This window comes from Pseudomonas sp. Root401 (assembly GCF_001425105.1).
Lineage (GTDB): Bacteria > Pseudomonadota > Gammaproteobacteria > Pseudomonadales > Pseudomonadaceae > Aquipseudomonas > Aquipseudomonas brassicacearum.
Map to the genome: position 1 here is coordinate 1 of NZ_LMDO01000019.1, position 20,170 is coordinate 20,170.

Below are 20,170 nucleotides of genomic sequence, written 5' to 3' on the forward strand. Positions count from 1 at the left end.
GCCTATACCCCACTCAGACGCCGGATAGATGAAAGCAAGCCAAACACGCATCAAGAACAGTATTGCAGAAAAGGGGGTAACCATAGATGTGGGAGCGAGCCTGCTCGCGAAGACGATGTGTCAGTTTGCGGTGATGTTGGATGTGCCGGACTCATCGCGAGCAAGCTCCCACAGGGTGTTGTGAACACATCACCATCCCCAGAACTGCAGCCACCAGCCATAACCCACCAGGCTGCTGGCCATGACCAGGCATGCCATGGCTGGCAATCGTTGGATCGCTGGAGTCTGGGTCTGCTGCAGGCGCTTCCAGCCCAGCCATAAACTCCAGGCTATCGCCGCTATCAGCAATCCGGCCCTAGCCGGTTGTACCCATTCCAGCAGCAGTCCTTCATAGCGCAGCAGTTTGACCGTGGTGGCCGACAAGCCGAGGAACAATCCAGCACCGCCGAGGGGCGTCAGGGTGATGGCTAAGGGCGGATATTGTGCGCTGTCACCCGAGAGGCGTGCCGCCAGGCGCATCAGCAGCATCAGCGAAGTGCCTATCAGCAGCGCGCTCATGCCCAGGTACGCGACGATGCAAAAACCGTCGAGCCAACTGAAACTGTCATTGAGTTGCGGATAGTGCGTCAACAGCCACCAGGGCGCATTGTCCTGGAGCGCCCAGAGCCAATCATGACTGACCAGCCATTGGGCCAGGCTTTGCTTGAGGTCGATGAACCATGGGCTGACAGTCCACTGGAAGGCGCCCATGGCCAGGCCGATGACACCGAACAACAGCAAGCGAACATCCCAGGGCGAGAGGGTGTCAGCCGTCGAGAGCAGGATTTCCTCGCTGCTGGAGCGGGCAATCAGGCGCACCGCATCGCGCTGGCCGCTGCAGCGACCACAGGCGTGGCAATCGGCGGCGCCACGCATGCGGCGGATGTCCAGCAAGGGCGCGCAGTTGGGAGGAGGGCGACGCGGCGCGGGGTTTTCCAGCCAGCGTTGTTCGTCCACCTGAAAGTGCACTGGCGCCAAGCGAGCGAGGAGGGAAAAAACGCCGCTGACCGGGCACAGGTAACGGCACCACACCCGCTTGCCCCGGGCGAACAACAGGCCGACGATCACTGCGGCGACGGTGGAGCCGCCCAGGATCAGCAATGCAGCCTGGGCGTAGTCGTAGACGCTGATCAGTTGACCGTAGAGGGTGGTCAGGCAGAACGCCAAGGTCGGCCAGCCAGCCCAGCGCAATCCGCGCGGCATTCCCAGGCCCTTGCCATACTGGCTGGCCCATTCGCTCAAGGCGCCTTCTGGGCACAGCACGCCACACCAGAGCCGCCCGAACAACACGATCGACAGCAACACGAACGGCCACCACAGGCCCCAGAACAGAAACTGCGCCAGCAGCGTGAGATTGTCGAACAGGCGTGCCTGGCCGCTGGGTAATGGCAGCAGGGCCGGCACCACCAGCAGCACCGCGTAGAACAGCACCACCGCCCATTGCACGGCACGAATGGTTGCACCGTGGCGCCGCATGCCGTCGCCCAGGCGTTGAAGCCAGGGGTTCAGGTCGGGCATGGCAGGTTTTCCGCCTTGCGCGGCCGCAGCCAGCCCGCGACGACGCCCCAATAGCCCAGCCACACCAGCAGCGTCATCGCACTCGGGCTGGCCCGATACCCGGTGAAGTCCGCCAGGAACCCGCCGAAGCCATGGCCGTCGTCGAGTATCGCGCTGCTGTCCCACAGCGCGTCGCCAATGCCGCGATACACCGCCTCAGGCCAATCCATCGCGAGCAGTTGCCCGCCGATCCGCTCGATACCGCTGACCAGCAACGCCGCCCCCAACAGCAGCAGGATCGCTTCGCTGATGGCAAAGAAACGCGGCCATGAGATGAACCGGCGGCTGCTGTGCAGCAAGGAGACGGTCAACAGCGACAGCACCAGCCCGGCCAGCGCACCGACGGCGAACAAGCCCAGTTGCGGCCCTTGCAGGCGCGCGCTGGCGCCATACAGGAACACCACGGTTTCACTGCCTTCGCGGCTGACCGCCAGCAGCGCCAGCACCAACAGCCCCAGGCCGCCCTGACGGCTCAGGCGCTGGTCGGCGTGGCGTGTCAGGTCATGCTTGAGCGTCCTCGCGTTTCGGTGCATCCAGCCGACCATCTGCACGATCAGCAGGCTGGCGACCAGTGCCAGCGACGCCTGGAACCATTCATTGGCCGTCCCGCTCATGGCCTCGCCGGCCAGCAGGATCAGCCCGGCGAGCACGCCGGAAAGCAACAAGCCCAACGCTGCGCCAGCCCATACATAGCGCAGCAGTTGGCTGGCCTGTTGTTGCCGGCTGACCCAGGCCTGGAGAATCCCGATCACCAACAACGCCTCGACGCTTTCGCGCCAGACAATAAACATCGATTGAGTCATGCAAACGCCTCCTGCTGACCGATTACTGGGCGAGAATCCCGCCCTCGGGCAGTTGCGGATTGAATTCGTCGAAAAACGGATAGTGCCCGGGGCGCAGCGGGTGGATGACCACGAAAGTCGTGACGCCGGGCGAGAGCACTTTCTCGACGCGCAAAGGCGTGCTTTCGAACTCTGCCGGGCCCTGGCCGATGTTCTTCAGCACGATCTTGAACCGTTGCCCGGCCGGCACTTCCAGTTGCGCCGGCGTGAAATGCCCGTCGCGTATGCTCAGCTCATAGGTCGGCAGTTCGGCTTGGGCGATCGAGGGCAGCAGCAAACCGGCCAGCGTCAACCAGGCCAGGCGTCGATGAGTCGTGACGTGCCGTGGGCAGGATGAGCGGCGCATGCTCAGTACCCGCCTTTTTTACCGATCCCGGCGTAGACGAATTCGTAATGCAGTTCGCAGCGTTCGAACCATGGCGCCACGCCGGTTTCCTTGTCGGTATGACGACCGAGGGAGCCATGGCCGTCAGGCGGCAGGACAGTGAATGTCAGTTGATATTTGCCAGGGCCGAGCAGCTTGACGTTGTCGCCATAGTGCGGCCCGTCGTTGGCAACCATGGCGTGGAAGTCACCCTTGAGCTCGGTGTCGTTGCCTTGTTTCTTCAGTTGGAACGACACATTGAGGTAGGGCACGAAACTGCCTTCCTGGAAGCCCTGCTTATTGTCCGCCGTGGCGCGGATATCGGCTTCCAGGTGCACGTCGGAATCGGCCGTGGCTCGCATCATCCCGGCCGGGGCCATTTCAATCGGCTGCAAATACACAGCCCCGACCTCCAGCCCTGGGCACAGTTGCGGTTCGCCGATGGGGTATTCCTTGGCTTGGGCCAGCGGTGCGAGAAACAGCAAGGCCAGAGGCAGAGTTGCAAGTGTGCGCATGATGACTTCCTGGTTGGCTAAATGATGGCGCCGAGTCTAGGAAGCTTTGCTGCGAATAATAATGATTCTTGTCAATTTTTAGCGCGAATTTTCCAACGACGAATGCCGACTGGTTCCTGCGCGGTTGTTCTTGATCGGGATCAAGGGGCACGGCGCCCCGACACGGTAGGGTGCGGGTACACCCATCAGTTATACGGGGTCGTCATGGCAAAGCCCTTTCCCATCAGTCCCAAACATCCCGAGCGCATTTGCTGGGGTTGTGATCGTTACTGTCCGACCAGTGCGCTGGCCTGCGGCAACGGCGCCGATCGAACGATGCACCCGGCCGAGATGATCGGAGAGGATTGGTACCTGCACGGGGATTGGGGGCTGGAGCTGGTCGACATTACCGCCAAGGTCATCGATCCAAGCGCCACTCACTTGAAGGAATAAGGGTAAACCTGTGGCGAGGGATTGCTCCCGCTGGGCTCTGTAGGAGCTGGCGAAGCCTGCGATCTTTTGATCTTTCGCTTTCGCTTTCGCTTTCGCTTGAGATTCAAGTGGCTGGGGAAAGATCGCAGCCTCGTTTCACTCGACAGCTCCTACACAGCTCCTACACAGCTCCTACACAGCTCCTACACAGCTCCTACACAGTTCCTGCACAGCTCCTACGTCATAGCGGCAGCATTCTCAGGGCACGGTGTTTTACAACTTCGGCAACTGCCCGATCCGCCCCATCATCTCGGTCACGATCTGCAAGTCCAGCAGGAACTGCTCGACCGTCTTGAACTCGTTGTCGTTGTGCCCGGTGTACTTGACGTCGGGCATGGCCAGGCCGAACTGCACGCCATTGGGTAAGTCATGAACCGAAGTGGCGCCGGCAGAGGTGCCGTATTTGTGTTCCATACCCAGGTTTTCACTGGCCACAGCCAACAGTGCCTTGACCCATTCACCCTCAGGGTTGCGGTACATCGGCTCGTCAATGGAATAGTCAAAGGCCACCGCAACGTGGGCCTTCCTGGTCCAGGCGGCCAGTTTGTCGGCGATTTCAGTCTTGAGGGCTTCTGTGGTCTTGCCCACTGGCACCCGCAGGTTGACCGCCAGCTTGAAGGTCTTCTCATCCATGCCGACGTAGGTCAGGGACGCGGTCAGCGGGCCCATGAAAGCATCGGAAAAACCAATTCCCAGTTTGCTGCCCAGATAGTCCAGGCCCCAGTTGTCGGCGGCATAGCGGGCGGCGTCGGTGATGTGGTTGTGTTTGAGCGCGACCTTGCCGTCGAGGCTATTGATGAAGTCCAGCATCCTTGCCACCGGGTTGACGCCTGTCTCGGGCTCGGAGGAGTGGGCGGAAACGCCAGTGAAGGTCAGATTGACGTCCTTGCCGACGACCTGGCTGGTCACTTCGAAGTTGCCACCGTTGCGCTTGGCATAGTCGGTAGCGGCCTTGAGCAGGCTGGCGGCCAGTTCGGCGGGCTTGTCGCTGGCGAAGGTAGCAACGGACGTCGATGGAATCTGATTGGTCGCCAGGCCGCCCGTCAACGCGGTAATTTCTGCCCCCTTGCCCTGTGCAGCGCGCCGGGTGAAGTTCGCCATGACGGTGCCATAGCCTTTCTCGGCAATCACCACAGGGTAGCCGCCATCCAGCGCCAGGTTGTAGTTGGGCGTCGGGTTGCGTTCGAAATAATAGGGGATGGCGTCGCCGGTGGTTTCCTCGGTGGTGTCGACAAGCAGCTTGAAGTTGCGCGCCAGCGGCAGTTTCTCTTCCTTGATGATCTTCATCGCATAGAGCGCGACCACGATGCCGTTCTTGTCGTCTTCGGTACCGCGACCATACATGCGGTCGCCCACCAGGGTGACCTTGAACGGGTCGAGGCGGGTACCATCTTTCAACACCCAGTTTTCCGGCGTTACCGGCACCACGTCGGCATGGGCGTGAATGCCCACGACTTCGTCGCCGCTGCCTTCGAGGGAAATCTCATAGACGCGGTTGTCGACATTGCGGAAGTTGAGGTTGAACGCCTCGGCCAGGTTTTTGATCTTGTCGGCGATCTTGAGGAATTCCGGGTTCTCGTGCTGGGCAACGCCGTCCTTGCGAAAAGTCGGGATGGCGACCAGTTCCTTCAGCGTCTCGGTGGCCGCTTGGCCGTATTTCACTCGGGCATAGAGGCCCAGCAGGCGATGGATTTCATTCTGCTGTTCAGCCGAAAGGGGTTTGTTGCCTTGGAATGCGCTGATGGCTGGGCCGAGGTTGGCGGCTTTGCCCAGGTCGCTCTTGGCCACGTCGGCCAGGAACTGCCTGAAATCGGTAACTGAGGTGTTGGAGAAGGTTTTGACGATGGCTGCACCCTGTTGGGCGCTGATGTTGGCGAATGCTGGTGTGGTGATCGAAGCGAGGCTGGACAACAGCAGGGTGGTCACGGCCAGGTGTTTGAGCGAGAAGTTCATTGCTGGCATTCCTTTGCAGGCGGTAGGGGGGACGTGTCTGATTTGATGACACAAACCGTTGCAACCTAACACCGCGAGGAAGTGGTGGGGGAGTCCTGCAGGGGAATCTGTCGCACCGCGAAGCAAAAACGGCGCAGAAATGAAAAATGGCGCAGGGCCATCAAACGCCTGATTGCAAGCACGCCCACCGCTATCGCGAGCAAGCTCGCTCCCACAGAAGATCGGTGGCGGACATAAGTGCTGTGAACACCCGCAACCCACTGTGGGAGCGAGCTTGCTCGCGATGACGGCGATACATTGAACATCAATGCAAGCACGCCCACCGCTATTGCGAACAAGCTCGCTCCCTCAGGTGCGCATTGCTCAATGCGGCGCGCGGGGGATCGTCTTGAGCAGGTCTTCAGGGCTGATATGGCCGACCACCGGTTGCGCGGTGCTGCCGGGCAATGGCAGGTCGAGGATGTGTCCCTTGATCTTGCCGACCACATGCATTTCACAGGGTTTGCAGTCGAACTTCAGCGTCAGCACTTCGTCACCGTGGATCAGCTGCATCGGTGCCACCTTGGTGCGCACGCCAGTGACGCCCTTGGCCTGCTTGGGGCAGAGGTTGAACGAGAAACGCAGGCAGTGCTTGGTGATCATCACCGGCACTTCACCCGTTTCCTCGTGGGCCTCGAACGCCGCGTCGATCAGCTTGACGCCGTGACGATGATAGAAGTCCCGGGCCTTCTGGTTGTAGACGTTGGCCAGGAACGACAGGTGCGACTCCGGGTACACCGGCGGCGGGCTGGTCTCGGCCTTGCGGCCACCGCGTGGGTGGGCTTCGATGCGGGCGGCGGTCAGGGCTTCGATGGCTTCGCGGCGCAAGGCCTTGAGCTGCGAGTTGGGGATGAAGAACGCCTGGGGCGCATCCAGCTCGATCGCGGTAGCGTGGTATTCGGTGGTGCCCAGTTGGCCGAGCAGGTCGTGCAATTGCTCCAGGGCCTGTTCCGGCTTGTTGGCCACGCCGAACGGCCCATCCAGGGCGACGCTGGCGCTGATGCCTTCTTCGCTGGTGGCGGTCAGTTCCAGGCGCTCTTCGCGCAGGCGCGCAACCCAGGCCAGGCCGACGCGGCGTTCGGAGGAAGTCTTGAGCAACGCCTGCTGCCAGTTGTGGTCCAAGTTGCGGCTCAACGGATGGTTGGGGCGCAACTGGTACATGCCGGCCGGCATCTCGTTGGGTTCGACGCGGTAGCGGTAACGCTTCTGGCCGTCCTCTTCGAACTCACCCTTGGGCTCGGCGATGTTGGCGCGGAAACCGACGACTTCGCGCTTGACCAGCACATTGAGGCCGTCGCCGTTGGACAGCGGATCGAAGGTCACCACTTGCAGGTCGCGCTTGCCGACTTTTTCCACCACGCCCACCGGCACGCCGGTAAAGGTCGGCGAATCGAAGGCGCCAATGTCGATCTTGCGTTCGCTGACGAAATAGTCGGTGCTGCCACGGTGGAAGGTCTTGTCCGGATCGGGGACGAAGAAGTGCGCGGTGCGGCCGCTGGACGCGCGGGCCAGGTCCGGACGGTCTTCGAGGACATCGTCCAGGCGCTGGCGGTAATAGGCGGTGATGTTCTTCACATAACCCATGTCCTTGTAGCGGCCTTCGATCTTGAACGAACGCACACCGGCTTCGACCAGGGCGCGGATGTTGGCGCTCTGGTTGTTGTCTTTCATCGACAGCAGGTGTTTTTCGTAGGCGACCACCCGGCCCTGGTCGTCCTTGAGGGTGTAGGGCAGGCGACAGGCCTGGGAGCAGTCGCCACGGTTGGCGCTGCGGCCGTTCTGGGCGTGGGAGATGTTGCACTGGCCGGAAAACGCTACGCACAGCGCGCCGTGGATGAAGAACTCGATGGCCGCGTCGGTCTCGTCGGCGATGGCGCGGATTTCCTGCAGGTTCAGCTCACGGGCCAATACCAGTTGCGAGAAACCGGCCTGGTCGAGGAACTTTGCCCGGGCCAGGGTGCGGATGTCGGTCTGGGTGCTGGCGTGCAGCTCGATGGGCGGGATATCCAGCTCCATCACCCCCAGGTCCTGGACGATCAGCGCATCGACGCCAGCATCGTATAACTGGTGGATCAGCTGGCGGGCCGGCTCCAGTTCATTGTCGTGCAAGATGGTGTTGATGGTCGTGAACACCCGGGCGTGGTAGCGGTGGGCGAACTCCACCAGCCGGGCAATATCGCCCACCTCGTTGCAGGCGTTATGACGCGCGCCGAAACTCGGGCCACCGATGTACACGGCGTCGGCGCCATGCAGAATGGCCTCGCGGGCGATGGTCACGTCGCGGGCGGGGCTGAGCAATTCCAGATGATGTTTGGGCAAGGACATTTGTTTTTAGTCAGGCTGATCACGGTCGAAGCGAGCATTGTAGCCGCCAGGCGCCTTGCAGGCACCTGTGGACTTGGGTTTGCACGACCTGGACCGATGCGCGGCGGTCCCGCGGGCTTCACCCAGGTGTCGAGTCGGCGCTGCACCAACGGTTGCGCCCGGTGTTCTTGGCCAGGTACAGGAAGGCGTCCGCCGCCTTGATCAGCATGGCCGGGGCTATGTCCTCTCCGCTCGGCTGGCTGGTGGTGATGCCCGCGCTGATGGTCACGATGCCCAAGGGATGATCGCCATGTTCGATGTTCAGGGCCCTGACGGCTTCGAGGATTTGCTGCGCGACCTTGGCGGCACCCGTGCTATGGGTGTTGGGCAGTAACACGGTGAACTCTTCACCGCCATATCGGACCGCCAGGTCGCCCGGCCTTTTGATGGTCTGTCTGACCGCGGCGGCAATCGCGCGCAGGCAGTCGTCGCCGGCAGCATGGCCGTATCTGTCGTTGAAACGCTTGAAGTAGTCGACGTCGAGCATGATCAACGCCAGGGACGAACCCTGGCGCTTGGCCAGGCGAATCTCGTCGGCCAACGCGATGTCCAGCCGCCTGCGGTTGCCCAGCCCGGTCAGGCTGTCGGTCAGCGCCATGTCGCGCATGGTCTGGTGGGCGCTGCGAATCTGCTTTTCCATGGTCATCCGGTGGCGCAACTGGCTCAGCACGATGAGCCCGAAGCCGACGAGGATCATGATCAGGAAAATCAGCACGATGCTGGTCTTGAACAGGTCGCGCCGCCACGGAGCGATGATGGACTCGCGCGACAACCCGGCTTCCACCACCAACGGGTAGGTGGTCAAGGCCCGAAAGCCATACAGGCGCTCGGTATCGTCGATCACGGCCCTGGCCTGCGCGGTGCCCTGGTTCGACGTGGGCAGGTAGTTCCTGAAGATCACGCTGTTGACCAGGCTCTTGCCGATCACCGATTCGACGAAGGGGCGCCGTACCAGGATGGTTCCGCTGCGTGTCGCCAGGACCAGAGCACCCTTGTCGTCGATCTTGAAGTCGCCGTAGTAGTCGACGAAATAGCTGACCTTGACCGTTCCGAGCAGCACACCGGCGAACGAGCCGTCGGGATTGTTCAAGCGACGGGACACCGGAATGATCAGGTCGTTGGTGGACCGGCTCTTGATCACTTCGCCGATGCGCACGCCCCGGTCCTCGTGGGTACGGTGGTATTGGAAATAGTCGCGGTCGGCGTTGTTCGCCGTTTCCGGAATGACTTCCTTGTCCGTTACCAGCCATTGGCCATCCGGGCCATAGATAAACAACCCGTGCAGTTGCGGCATGATGGCGGCCTGTTGCACCAAGAGCTTATGGATGCGTGGGACGTCCATGTTCTGCAGGCCATCGCCTTCCACTCGTTCACTGAGGGCGGCGGTGACCACATCCACTTGTCGGATGGTATCTTCGGCGTGCTGGGCCGTCGCCCGTGCCAGGTTCGTCACCGAATCCCGGGCGGACGAAAAGGCCGCGCGATAATCGCGCCAGGTGCGCCAGCCTTCGACGGCCAGAAACGCGATGATGACCACCAGCATGAAACTCACGGTCAGTCGCAATGCCGCTCCAGCCCGTGCGCTCTGGGGAGAAAAGTCCTCATCAGTGTTTTCAATCTTTGGCTCTGGCCGTTTGCGTCCGAGCATCAACATATCCTTTTACGACGTGTCTACGCATTATTGATGCGCAGCCTATCTTATTCGATTTCAGCACGTTAGCTCGCTACGACGAAGCAGGTACAACCCGCGATACACGATTGGGGAGAAAGGTTTCATGAAAGTTGGCGTCATTTCCGACACCCACGGTCTGCTCCGCCCGGAGGCGCTGGCGGCATTGCAGGGGTGTGAGCGGATCATCCATGCCGGTGATATAGGTGGCCCCGAGATTCTGGATCAATTGGCGTCGATTGCGCCATTGCACGTGGTGCGCGGCAATAACGACCTGGGGGCCGATTGGGCTGGGCCGCTTGCTGACCGCCTGCAATTCGACCTGTGTGGATGGCAGGTATTGCTGGTTCACGACATCGCCGATGTACAGGACTCGCTCGACCCCGGCATGAAGTGGGTGATCAGCGGCCATTCCCACAAACCGGGCATCGAATGGCGTGGCGACCGGCTGTACCTGAACCCTGGCAGCGCCGGCCGGCGGCGGTTCACGCTGCCGGTGACGCTGGCGTTGGTCGAGGTGAGCGCTAGTGCGATCGAGCCGCAGCTGGTCCGGTTGCTGGAGTGATGGACACGCTTACTTGAAGTATTTGTCGATGTAGGATTGGATTTCCTTACGCATGAAGCGCCCGGATTCATCCGCCCGTTCTTCCCAGCCGAACACGCAAGCGGTGACGATGCCGTCGAAGCCGGTCTTGGCCAGTTCACTGAAGAACAAGTCCCAGTCGATCTCCCCCTGGTGCATGTCCATGTGCTGGTGGACGGTGACCTTGGCGCCGGGCGGGTTGACGATGTAGCGCAGGCCGGACGAGGCCTTGTGGTTGTAGGTGTCGGCGATGTGGACATGGGCGATCATTGACCCGGCCTCGGCGATCATGGCTTTCATGTCATCGCCGAAATAGAAGGTATGCGGCGTGCAATAGAGGAACTTGACGTTGTCCGAACCGAGGGTCTTGAGCATGTCGAGGGCCGGGTGCAGGGTTTCGCACCAGTCTTCGGGGTGAGGTTCGACGTTCAGCGTGACCCCCTCGCTTTCCAGGATCGGCACCAGTTCCTCCATCGAGCGCCACCAGGCTGCTTCGCTCGACTCATGGCTGTGCAGGCCGCCGCAGCAACTGACTTTATGCCCACGATCAGGGGATGGCCCGCGGCCAAACTCGGAGTTCATCGTCGTGCAACCCATTTCCACGGCGATCTGGATGGCCTCCTTCCAGTAGTTCACCGCTGCCCGGCGCTCGTCTTCGTGGGGGCTGGCCCAGCGATACATCGGCAGCAGCGAGGCCAGTTGCAGATCGTGGTCGCGCAGGGCTTTCTTGAATTCGGCGATGCGTTCCTTGTGGGCACGAGGGCGTACCCACCAGGGCAGGAAATCTTCCCGTGGTGACAGCTCCAGGTACTGGTAGCCAAGTTCGGCGGTCTTGCGGCAGAGGTCCGGCAGGCTCAGGTGGCGATGCATGTAGGGGTCGAGGGCGATTTTCATTGTTGTTCTCCGTTAAGCAACGCTTATTACCGTGGCGAGGGAGCTTGCTCCCGCTGGACTGCGTGTAGGAGCTGTGTAGGAGCTGTCGAGTGAAACGAGGCTGCGATCTTTCCCCAGACACTTAAATCTCAAGCGAAAGATCAAAAGATCGCAGGCTTCGCCAGCTCCTACGGGTCCAGCGGGAGCAAGCTCCCTCGCCACAGGGTTATTTGACTGACTGGCATTGGGTCAATAGGCGACCCACGCAGCATCCTTCTCGGCTGACTCCACGCAGCGTTCGACCCAACGCACACCTTCCACGCCGGCGTCGATGTCGGGGTAGCGCAGGGCGGCCAGCGCCTCGCTGTCGCCACGGTTCGCCGCATCCATGGCCAGGGCGAAGCGGCGATAGAGATTGGACCAGGCTTCGAACAGCCCTTCGGGGTGGCCGCCACCAATGCGGTCGTCCTCCAGTGCGTCGGCGTGCAGATAGCCCATGCCGCGTTCCAGGTTCTGCGCAGGTTGGCCCTGGATCTCGAAGCTCAGTTGGTTGGGCCGCTCGTCCCACCATTCAAGGCTGGCCCGGGAGCCGATCACGCGGATTTTCTGCCCGTGCATGGAACCGGCATTCACGGCGCTGGACCAGACCATGCCCATGGCGCCGCCTTCGTATTCCATCAAGGTGTAGGCGTTGTCTTCCAACGGGGCGCGGCTGGCGACGAAGCTTTGTCGGCTGCACATCAAGCGTTTGATCTTGAGATCGGGCAGCATCACCTTGGACAAATACAACGGGTGCGTGCCGACATCCCCCAGCACGTAGCTGGGCCCGGCCTGGCGCGGATCGACGCGCCACTGGGTGGCCTGGTTCTGCGCCTCCACCGGTGCGCTGTGAAAACCATGGGCAAACTGCATGTGCACCATGCGGATCTCGCCCAGTGCCTGCGCCGCGATCATCGCCCGGGCCTGTTCGATCAACTGGTGCCCGGCATAGCCGTAGGTCAAGCCCACGATGCGTCCCTTGGCGTGCGCCAGGCTGCGCAGCGCCTCGGCCTGCTCGAGGGTAAAGCACAGCGGCTTTTCGCAGACCACATGCAGCCCGGCTTCCAGGGCGGCCCGGGTGATGGCGTAGTGGGTGCCATTGGGCGTGGCGATCGACACCGCTTCAATCCCATCGGGACGTTGTGCTTCCAGCTCGAACAGGCTGAGGTAGTCCGAATAGCAGCGCTGGGGCTCGATACCCAGTTGCTCACCAAAGGCTTGGCCGCGTGCAGGGTCGATATCCAGCGCCGCGGCGACCAACTCGAAATTCCGGTCGCGCAGGGCGGCCGAGCGGTGGATGTAGCCGATCTGGCTGTGCTCGCCGCCACCGACCATGGCCCAACGGATGGGCCGCGTGATTGTTTTGCTGCCGTTGATCATGACGTTGTCCTTGTGTGATCAGAAACCGATGCGGGCCAGGTAGGCGCGGCTGGCGGCCACGTCGTCGAGGCTACTCCCGGCGTTGCGCGGGTCACGCTCCTGTTCGACGGTGATGCAGCCCACATAACCCAGTTCATGCACCAGGCTGTGCAGCGCCGGGTAATCGATGACGCCGCGCCCGATGGGGCACATCACGCCTCGGGCGCAGGCGGCGAAGAAGCGAATGTGTTCGTTCAGCACCTGGTCGAACACCACCGGGTCGATGTCCTTGAAGTGCAGGTAGTCCAGGCGATGGGCGTAGGTGCGCAGCGACGCGACCGGGTCCATGCCCGCGTAATAGAGATGCCCGGTGTCCAGGCACAGCCCGGCGACCTCATCGGGAATGTCGTCCACCAGGCGCGCCAACTCGTCGGCGAACTCGATGTAGCCACCGGCGTGGGGATGGATGACGGCGCGGATGCCGTATTGATGCCAGGCGATGTCGGCGATGGCGCGGATGTGCGCCATCATCGTGTTCCAGCGTGCATCGTCCAGGCGCGGGGCGCGGTCCGAGTGACCGGCGGCGTAGTCGCGCACCTCGTGGCCCCAGTCGATGATCACCAGGTAGAGCCCGGCGAAGCGTTGGCCGAGCTGTTTTTCCATGGGGGGCAACTGCTTGAGCAGCGTGCAGATGTCGTGGGCCTGGCGCAGCAGTTCAGGCAGGTTGGCGGGGTTGACCAAGTCGTCGAAAATCGTCCCGGCAACCACGTGCAGGCCATGTTCGGACAAGGCCGGGCCTACGCCTTCGGCGTCCAGGGGCAAGTAACCATAGGGCCCCAGTTCAATGCCGCGGTAACCGGCCTCGGCCGCTTCGCTGAGCACGCGAGGCCAGGGTGGCAGAAAAGGATTCTTGACGTCATCGACGCCCCAACAGCAGGGCGCTGTACAGATGTGAATGGCCATGGAAGCACTCCGGCTGTGTCTATTGTTAGGGGCTGGACCTGATGCTATTGCGTTGCCGGGGAGGGGGCCATGGGGTGTTGGCTTAATCTGTCAAAACCCCTCATGATGCCTGGCGGAGGTGTCAAAACATGTCAGAAAAGCCACGCCGAATGCTTCGCCCCACCATGGCTGATGTCGCCCGGGAAGCCGGGGTCAGCCTGTCGACCGTCGACCGGGTGCTGAACCTGCGCGCCGACGTGCGCGCCGACACGGCCCAACGCATTGCCGCGGCGGCCGCGCGGTTGGGGTTCCATGCCAAGGGCGTTATCGAACAGCGGGTGCTCAACGACCGCCCGACCTTGCGGCTTGGCTTCCTGTTGCAGAAAAGTGGTGTGCCTTTTTACCAAGGGCTTGCCCACGCGTTGTCGAACGCTGCCGCGACCTGCACGCGAGCACGGATCCGCGTGGTCATCGGCTATTTGGACGACCTCGACCCGGTCATCGTGGCGCAACGCATCCTGGCCCTGCGCGATCAAGTGGACGGGCTGGGCGTGGTGGCGGTGGATCATCCCCGGGTCCGGGAGGCGGTTGCGCAATTGCGCGAGACAGGTGTTTCGGTGGTGGCGCTGCTGTCGGAGCTGTCCAGCGCCAGCGGCACGGGGTATGTCGGGTTGGACAATCGACTCACGGGCCGCACGGCAGGCTGGTTCATCAGCCGTCTGGCGAGGCAGCCCGGGGCGGCGGCCGTCATGCTCAGCAGCCAGCGTTTCCAGTGCCAGGAATTGTGTGAGCTGAGCTTTCGCAGTTATCTGGCCGAGCACTCCAGCGAATGGGAGCTGCTCGCGTCGCGCTTGACGCTGGAGGACGATGAGTTCGCGTATGGCAACACGCTGGACTTGCTCACCGCAGAGCCTGACCTGGTGGGGCTTTATGTGGCCGGTGGTGGCATCGCCGGCGTGTTGCGGGCCTTGCGCAGCCTCCAGGAACAGCAGATTCGCTTGCCAGTGGTGGTGTGCCACGACCTGACGCCGTTGACACGCGAAGCGTTGAAGACGGGGCTGGTCCAGGCGGTACTTTCTCATCCCGTCGTGACCATGGCCGAACAGGCAGTCGAAGCCCTGGTGGAAGCGGCGACTGCCACGTCGCCAGGCCCGGCGCCGAGGCGGGTGGTGTCGCTTCAGATTGATGTATCGGAAAGCGTATAGCGGAACATTCGATCCGGTTTATTCATTCTGCGAAATGAGCATCGTGACCACTAAAGCGATGTCTTCTTGAAAAGCTGTACAAATCTAGATTCCTGTACAACTATAAAGGCTCCCTTGATAAACGGGTAACGCCTTCATGGCCCGGTCGTTCGCGCTCAGGAAAAGCCTGGTCGCCATAGCGCTTTGCATGTTTACGCTTTATTGCCCCCAAGCCTTGTCGGACTGGCGCGGCGTATTGCCAGGCGCGCGCCTGGTCGGGCAAGCCGATTTCGACTGGTATGGGTTCGACCTCTATCAGGCCAGGCTCTGGAGTGCGGCCGCTGCGCCAAGCCTGGAAACGGCGTTTGCCCTGGAACTCAATTACCGACGCGCCATCGACAAAGAGTCTTTGGTCGAAACGAGCCTGAAGGAAATGCAGCGCCTCAACGGTGCGCCCCTGGACGCCAAGCGCCGGGACGAATGGGCCGCGCAAATGCGCCGTGCCTTTATTGATGTGAAGCCTGGAAGTCGTATCACTGGCCTGTACCTGCCGGGGCAGGGCTGTCGTTTCTATGTGGGTGAAAAACTGTCTCTGGCGGTCACGGACCCGCTATTCGCCCGAGCATTTTTTGCCATCTGGCTCGATCCTCGAACTCGAGAACCTATCCTTAGAAATCAATTGCTTGGAATTCAAACCTCAAGTGAAGGGAGAGATGACCAGTGAGACATTTTCTGATGGCATTACTGCTGATTCTGGGCCTGACCAGTTGCGGGAATGTGAATGTCGAGCGTTATGCCGACCAGCAACCCCGACTGGATCTGGAGCGCTTCTTCAGCCAACCCGTCAAGGCCTGGGGGATCTATCAAAAGCGCTCGGGCGAAGTGATCAAGCGCTTTGAGGTGGACATTTCCAGCCGTCTCGAGGGAGAGCACCTGATCCTCGATGAGCGCTTTCTCTATAGCGACGGCAGCCGTCAGCGACGGGTCTGGACGCTGACTCCCGAGGGACCCGGCCTGTGGCGTGGTCGTGCTGACGATGTGATCGGCCTGGCGCGAGGAGAAGTGGCCGGCAATGCCCTGCGCTGGCGTTATCGGTTGAACCTGCCGGTTGATGGCTCGACCTACGAGGTGGAGTTTGATGACTGGATGTACCTGATGGATGAGGACACGCTGATCAATCGCTCCAGCATGAGCAAGCTGGGTGTCGAATTGGGGCAGGTGACCCTGTTTTTCCGTCGTCAGGCCGTGAGCTCGCCATGAACTTGCAGGCGCTTACCGAGTTGGCCGTCGACGGGCGGATCCATGAACTGGAATTGATGTCTCTGGAGGGTGGCATCTACGTGTTGCGCGCCCGACTGGACGGTGGCCTGCGTACGTTGCTCGATGAGTCGGGAAAGACGTTGCATATACGTTCCACCACCCATTTGCGTGAGCTGTTGCGTTTCGTCCCGCGGCTGCCCTGCACGCTGGTGCAACAGGTTGTCCATGATGAGATGTGTGGCCAGCGCGAGGGGCCGATCGAGCCGCTGCGCATGCCGCTTTTCCTCGACGAGCCCTGGTAGCGACGGCGTTCTGGGGCCAGTTCAGTTCAGTTCGGCTCGGCCAGACGCAGCGCCAGGGGTAGCCATAACGCCCATAGCGGTGCCAGGAACAGGGCGGTGCCAACGACTCCCAGTGGCAAGGCGACGCCCGCCAGTGGCGCCCCCACGCAATAAGCCAGCGGGCCACCGACCAAGCCCAGCAATACACCACGCCATACCGGCCGCATGGCCCAGGCCAGGCTATGACGCAGGCCTGTGGCAAACACCAGCCAGAGCAGTGCCAGCCAGAGCGGCAGCGGGGTTTGCTTGAATATGAACAAGCCTTGCGTGCCCAGGCTCCAGTCCAGCAGCATGCCACTGAGCCCGACACGCATCACCGCAAACAGCTCTGCCCGGGGAGCAGGACACAGCCACAGGTGGGCCAGCAATCCGACGACCACCGGCAACAGCCACCACGGATCCTGTGCCCCGAGCACACAGCCCCACCAACCCAGTTGCAACCAGAGGGCATTGACGATCAGGCCGCTGCGGCTCATCACGTATCCTGGTACTCCAGCAGGGCGGGTCGACGGGCGCCGGGCCCGGCGAAGAGCAGTTGGGCCACGCCGATGGCACGCTCGATGAATCCACCTTCGCAGTAACACAGGTAGAACTCCCACAGGCGCTGGAAGGTTTCGTCGTAGCCCAGCTGCGCCAAGGCCTGGTGCGATTGGCGAAAGTTGTCGTGCCAGTGCCGTAGTGTGCGGGCGTAGTGCGCGCCGAAATCCTCGAGATGCAAGAGGTTGAGCGGCGTCTGGGTGCTGGCAGTCTTCAGCAGGATCGACAGTGACGGTAACGCGCCACCGGGAAAAACATGGCGCTGGATAAAGTCCACCGAGCGTCGGGCCTGCTCATAACGCTGGTCGCGGATGGTGATCGATTGCAGCAGCATCAGCCCGTCATCCTTGAGCAGCGCGGCGCAGCGCCGGAAGTACTCGGGCAGATAGCGATGCCCGACGGCTTCGATCATTTCAATGGACACCAGCTTGTCGTAGCGCCCTTGCAAGTCTCGGTAGTCCTTGCGCAACACTTGCACCTGCTGTTGCAGGCCCAATTCTTCGACACGTCGACAGGTGTGGGTGTATTGCTCCTGGGACAGCGTGGTGGTGGTCACCTTGCAGCCATAATGGCTGGCTGCGTAGATGGCGAGGCTGCCCCAGCCCGTGCCGATCTCCAGCAAATGGTCGCCGGGGCGCAGGTCGAGTTTGTGGCAGATTCGGGCGAGCTTGTTGAGCTGGGCCTCTTCCAGGCTCTGTTCGGGGCCTTCGAACAGGGCGGCTGAATACATCATGGTGGGGTCGAGCAGACGCTCGAACAGAGCATTGCCCAAGTCGTAATGGGCAATGATATTGCGCCGCGAGCCCCGTCGGCTGTTGCGGTTGAGCCAGTGCAGCCAGCGCAGCAGCGGGCGGCCGACGCGCGCCAGGCCGCTGTCCATGGCATCGAGCACATCCAGGTTGGCAACGAACAGGCGCGTCACAGCCGTCAGGTCGCCGCTGCGCCAGTAGCCGTGGACATAAGCCTCGCCAGCGCCGATGGAGCCGTTGCAGGCAACCATGCCCCAGACCGCGTCGTCGAGGATCTCGACCTCGGCCATCAAGGGGCTGGCCAGGTCACCGAAGCTCAATGGATCGCCATTGAGTAGCAGCCGCAGGTGGCCGTGACGCAGGCGGCGTAACTGACCCAGCACGGCTTGCTTGAAAAAACCTCCGTTAAAGAGGTCGCAACTACCTGCCTTGGTAGCGCTCAGGGTCGGTTCGGGCATGATGGGGATCCTTGTGAGCGGTTTGACCCAGACTCAGGCCGTCTTCGCTGGCCTGATGGGCGTAGAGGGGCGTGCGTTTGAAAAGCAGGCGCAGGGCCTGCCAGTAAATAGCGCTTACGGTGCGCAAGCTCATCCAGGGATAGGCCAGGACATGTCGGCGCAGCGAAGAGGCATCGAGGGGTTGGCGCTTGAGTGCCAGGTCGGCCTCGAACACCTTGTGGCCGTCGCGCCAGTTCTCCATGCGTATGCGGATGTGCGTGTCCTGGACCAGGAACCCCATGTGATAGTCCATATCCCGAGGCAGGAACGGCGATACGTGAAACGCCTTGGCCACCTTGAAGGCACAGGACTCGCCGGGAGGCACCGGCAATACATAGTGATAGCGCTCGCGCCATGGGGTGTTGCGCACTTCGCAGAGGATCGCCGCCAGGCGCCCGTTGGCTTCATGGCAGAAATAGAAACTCACCGGGTTGAACGACAGGCCCCAACTGCGCGGCTGAGTCAGCAGGTGAATCGCCCCTTGGGGAGCGGCACCTAGGGCTTCATCGAGGATCTGGCGCACAGCATCGACCAGGGAAACCCCGAGGCGGGTGTGCGATGGCAGGTAGTCGCGCTCGCGCCAGCACAGGGGAGCCCAGGACCAGGGCCGTAGCAGGCGCGACAACCCCAGCATGTGTTCCTGTTCGGCGAGGTCCACGTAAAGCATGCCGATCCGATAGCGGAAGGCGTGGATTCGCGGCGTATGGCGCCGATGATCAATCCAGCCGCGACACACACTGCTGTTCAAAGCTGTTCTCCGAAATGCTTTGCCACGGCGAGCGCGCTGACCACGCCATCCTCATGGAAGCCGTTGGCCCAGTAGGCGCCGCAGAAATAGCTGTGCTGCTGCCCTTGCAGATCACCTTGGCGGGCCTGGGCGGCAATGGCGGCGAGGCTGTATTGAGGGTGCGCATAATCGAAGCGCGCAAGCACCTTGGCCGGGTCGACCGCGTCGCCTTGGTTGAGGCTTACGCAGAAGGTCACCGGGGCATCCAGGCCCTGGAGCAGGTTCATGTTGTAGGTCACCGCGGCAGGTGCTTGCGCAGGGCCACCGAGGCGATAGTTCCAGCTCGCCCAGGCCTGGGGGCGTTGGGGAAGCAGGCGGGTGTCGGTGTGCAGCAGCACTTCATTGCTGGCGTAGGTCAGGGCGCCGAGTACTTCACGCTCTGCCATGCTTGGCGCCTCGAGCAGGGCGAGGGCCTGGTCGCTGTGGCAGGCGAACACCACCTTGTCGAAATGCTCGGTACCAGCGCTGCTGGTCACGCTAATCCCGGCAACGTTGCGACTGACACGCTGCACTGGGCAATTGAGCCGGATATGTTCGCGAAAGGCTGCACACAAAGGCTCGAGGTAGCCACGGGAGCCGCCCGCGATCACGCGCCATTGAGGGCGCTGATTGACCGACATGAGGCCGTGGTTGTGGCAAAAGCGCACAAAGAACTCGAGCGGGAACTCCAGCATCCGGGCGGGCGACATCGACCAGATTGCTGCGCCCATGGGGACGATGTAGTGATCGATGAAACGTTGGCTATACCCTTGGCTGTGCAGGTAGTCGCCGAGCCGGGCGCTACGGTCGATGCGCTGCGCCTGGAGGTCGGCGGTGGCCTGCCGATTGAACCTGAGTATGTCCCACAGCATGCCCCAGAACCCGGGCGAAAACAGATTGCGGCGGCGGGCGAACAGGCTGCGCAGGGTGTGGCCCTTATACTCCTGGCCGGTGGCCGGGTCATGCACGGAGAAGCTCATTTCAGTGGGGCGAGACGCGACGCCCAACTGGTCCAGCAGACGGATGAAATTCGGGTAGGTCCAGTCGTTGTACACAATGAAGCCTGTGTCTACGGCATAGCGCTGTCCCTGCCAATCGACATCCACGGTGTGGGTGTGGCCACCGATCCTGTCGTCGGCCTCGAACAGGGTAATCTGGTGCCTGCGGGCCAACAGGTAAGCACATGTCAGCCCGGAAATGCCGCTGCCGATGATCGCGATGCGCATG

General features: G+C 62.0%; 20 protein-coding genes. 6 read left to right on the plus strand and 14 right to left on the minus strand.

Annotation, left to right across the window (positions count from 1 at the left end; all coding sequences use genetic code 11):
- Positions 1 to 189: 189 nt before the first annotated feature.
- From ASC85_RS15750 to ASC85_RS15765, 4 genes are read right to left on the minus strand one after another with little or no spacing between them, the layout of a single operon-like run.
- Entirely contained in the window at positions 190 to 1,557 is a 1,368-nt protein-coding gene (locus ASC85_RS15750) for a 4Fe-4S binding protein (protein WP_057450317.1), read from the minus strand.
- Complete coding sequence (locus tag ASC85_RS15755; protein ID WP_057450319.1) at positions 1,545 to 2,399, minus strand: FTR1 family iron permease; 855 nt, start codon at positions 2,397 to 2,399, stop codon at positions 1,545 to 1,547. The genes ASC85_RS15750 and ASC85_RS15755 overlap by 13 nt, the downstream gene beginning before the upstream one ends.
- A gap of 22 nt (positions 2,400 to 2,421) precedes the next feature.
- A complete protein-coding gene (locus ASC85_RS15760; RefSeq protein ID WP_057450326.1) occupies positions 2,422 to 2,784 on the minus strand; it encodes a cupredoxin domain-containing protein in 363 nt (120 codons plus the stop codon).
- A 2-nt stretch (positions 2,785 to 2,786) separates the two neighbouring features.
- Positions 2,787 to 3,317 carry an iron transporter gene (locus ASC85_RS15765; protein ID WP_057450328.1) on the minus strand — a complete coding sequence of 177 codons (531 nt, stop codon included), beginning with the start codon at positions 3,315 to 3,317 and terminating at the stop codon, positions 2,787 to 2,789.
- Between the two features lie 204 nt (positions 3,318 to 3,521).
- On the opposite strand from ASC85_RS15765, the gene ASC85_RS15770 reads away from it, so the two are divergent.
- Positions 3,522 to 3,749 carry a DUF3079 domain-containing protein gene (locus tag ASC85_RS15770; RefSeq protein WP_028237016.1) on the plus strand — a complete coding sequence of 76 codons (228 nt, stop codon included), beginning with the start codon at positions 3,522 to 3,524 and terminating at the stop codon, positions 3,747 to 3,749.
- Positions 3,750 to 4,001: 252 nt separating this feature from the next.
- Here ASC85_RS15770 and ASC85_RS15775 read toward each other — a convergent pair whose 3' ends face one another.
- The 3 genes from ASC85_RS15775 to ASC85_RS15785 form a co-directional block, all read right to left on the minus strand.
- The gene (locus tag ASC85_RS15775) at positions 4,002 to 5,741 is read right to left on the minus strand and encodes a dipeptidase (RefSeq protein ID WP_057450330.1); all 1,740 of its coding nucleotides are present in this window, start codon (positions 5,739 to 5,741) and stop codon (positions 4,002 to 4,004) included.
- Between the two features lie 363 nt (positions 5,742 to 6,104).
- Positions 6,105 to 8,105 (minus strand): peptidase U32 family protein, encoded by a 2,001-nt coding sequence (locus ASC85_RS15780; protein ID WP_057450332.1) that lies wholly within the window; start codon positions 8,103 to 8,105, stop codon positions 6,105 to 6,107.
- A gap of 118 nt (positions 8,106 to 8,223) precedes the next feature.
- On the minus strand, positions 8,224 to 9,792 hold the full coding sequence (locus ASC85_RS15785) for a sensor domain-containing diguanylate cyclase (RefSeq protein WP_057450333.1): 1,569 nt from the start codon (positions 9,790 to 9,792) through the stop codon (positions 8,224 to 8,226).
- Positions 9,793 to 9,919: 127 nt separating this feature from the next.
- Here ASC85_RS15785 and ASC85_RS15790 point away from each other — a divergent pair, with 127 nt between their 5' ends.
- Positions 9,920 to 10,378 (plus strand): metallophosphoesterase family protein, encoded by a 459-nt coding sequence (locus ASC85_RS15790; RefSeq protein WP_057450335.1) that lies wholly within the window; start codon positions 9,920 to 9,922, stop codon positions 10,376 to 10,378.
- 9 nt (positions 10,379 to 10,387) lie between these two features.
- On the opposite strand, the gene ASC85_RS15795 is transcribed toward ASC85_RS15790, so the two are convergent.
- The 3 genes from ASC85_RS15795 to ASC85_RS15805 form a co-directional block, all read right to left on the minus strand.
- The gene (locus ASC85_RS15795; RefSeq protein WP_057450336.1) at positions 10,388 to 11,290 is read right to left on the minus strand and encodes a sugar phosphate isomerase/epimerase family protein; all 903 of its coding nucleotides are present in this window, start codon (positions 11,288 to 11,290) and stop codon (positions 10,388 to 10,390) included.
- Between the two features lie 228 nt (positions 11,291 to 11,518).
- Complete coding sequence (locus ASC85_RS15800) at positions 11,519 to 12,688, minus strand: Gfo/Idh/MocA family protein (protein WP_057450338.1); 1,170 nt, start codon at positions 12,686 to 12,688, stop codon at positions 11,519 to 11,521.
- 18 nt (positions 12,689 to 12,706) lie between these two features.
- Positions 12,707 to 13,630 (minus strand): TIM barrel protein, encoded by a 924-nt coding sequence (locus tag ASC85_RS15805; protein ID WP_057450341.1) that lies wholly within the window; start codon positions 13,628 to 13,630, stop codon positions 12,707 to 12,709.
- A 128-nt stretch (positions 13,631 to 13,758) separates the two neighbouring features.
- Here ASC85_RS15805 and ASC85_RS15810 point away from each other — a divergent pair, with 128 nt between their 5' ends.
- The 4 genes from ASC85_RS15810 to ASC85_RS15825 all read left to right on the plus strand — a co-directional run bounded on the left by ASC85_RS15810 (position 13,759) and on the right by ASC85_RS15825 (position 16,355).
- The gene (locus ASC85_RS15810) at positions 13,759 to 14,814 is read left to right on the plus strand and encodes a LacI family DNA-binding transcriptional regulator (protein ID WP_027911721.1); all 1,056 of its coding nucleotides are present in this window, start codon (positions 13,759 to 13,761) and stop codon (positions 14,812 to 14,814) included.
- A 136-nt stretch (positions 14,815 to 14,950) separates the two neighbouring features.
- A complete protein-coding gene (locus tag ASC85_RS15815; protein WP_057450343.1) occupies positions 14,951 to 15,517 on the plus strand; it encodes a chalcone isomerase family protein in 567 nt (188 codons plus the stop codon).
- Positions 15,518 to 15,528: 11 nt separating this feature from the next.
- The gene (locus tag ASC85_RS15820; RefSeq protein WP_057450345.1) at positions 15,529 to 16,053 is read left to right on the plus strand and encodes a DUF3833 domain-containing protein; all 525 of its coding nucleotides are present in this window, start codon (positions 15,529 to 15,531) and stop codon (positions 16,051 to 16,053) included.
- Complete coding sequence (locus ASC85_RS15825; RefSeq protein ID WP_057450348.1) at positions 16,050 to 16,355, plus strand: DUF6482 family protein; 306 nt, start codon at positions 16,050 to 16,052, stop codon at positions 16,353 to 16,355. The genes ASC85_RS15820 and ASC85_RS15825 overlap by 4 nt, the downstream gene beginning before the upstream one ends.
- A 26-nt stretch (positions 16,356 to 16,381) precedes the next feature.
- On the opposite strand, the gene ASC85_RS15830 is transcribed toward ASC85_RS15825, so the two are convergent.
- Genes ASC85_RS15830 through ASC85_RS15845 form a run of 4 tightly spaced genes read right to left on the minus strand, consistent with a single transcriptional unit; the run spans position 16,382 to position 20,169 of the window.
- Positions 16,382 to 16,870, minus strand: coding sequence for a DUF2878 domain-containing protein (locus tag ASC85_RS15830; protein ID WP_057450350.1), 489 nt, complete (start codon positions 16,868 to 16,870; stop codon positions 16,382 to 16,384).
- Positions 16,870 to 18,138, minus strand: coding sequence for an SAM-dependent methyltransferase (locus tag ASC85_RS15835; RefSeq protein WP_057450352.1), 1,269 nt, complete (start codon positions 18,136 to 18,138; stop codon positions 16,870 to 16,872). Before ASC85_RS15835 ends, ASC85_RS15830 begins: the two co-directional genes overlap by 1 nt.
- Positions 18,101 to 18,925 (minus strand): DUF1365 domain-containing protein, encoded by an 825-nt coding sequence (locus tag ASC85_RS15840; RefSeq protein ID WP_057450354.1) that lies wholly within the window; start codon positions 18,923 to 18,925, stop codon positions 18,101 to 18,103. The genes ASC85_RS15835 and ASC85_RS15840 overlap by 38 nt, the downstream gene beginning before the upstream one ends.
- Entirely contained in the window at positions 18,922 to 20,169 is a 1,248-nt protein-coding gene (locus ASC85_RS15845) for an NAD(P)/FAD-dependent oxidoreductase (RefSeq protein WP_057450355.1), read from the minus strand. The genes ASC85_RS15840 and ASC85_RS15845 overlap by 4 nt, the downstream gene beginning before the upstream one ends.
- Between the last annotated feature and the right edge of the window lies 1 nt (position 20,170).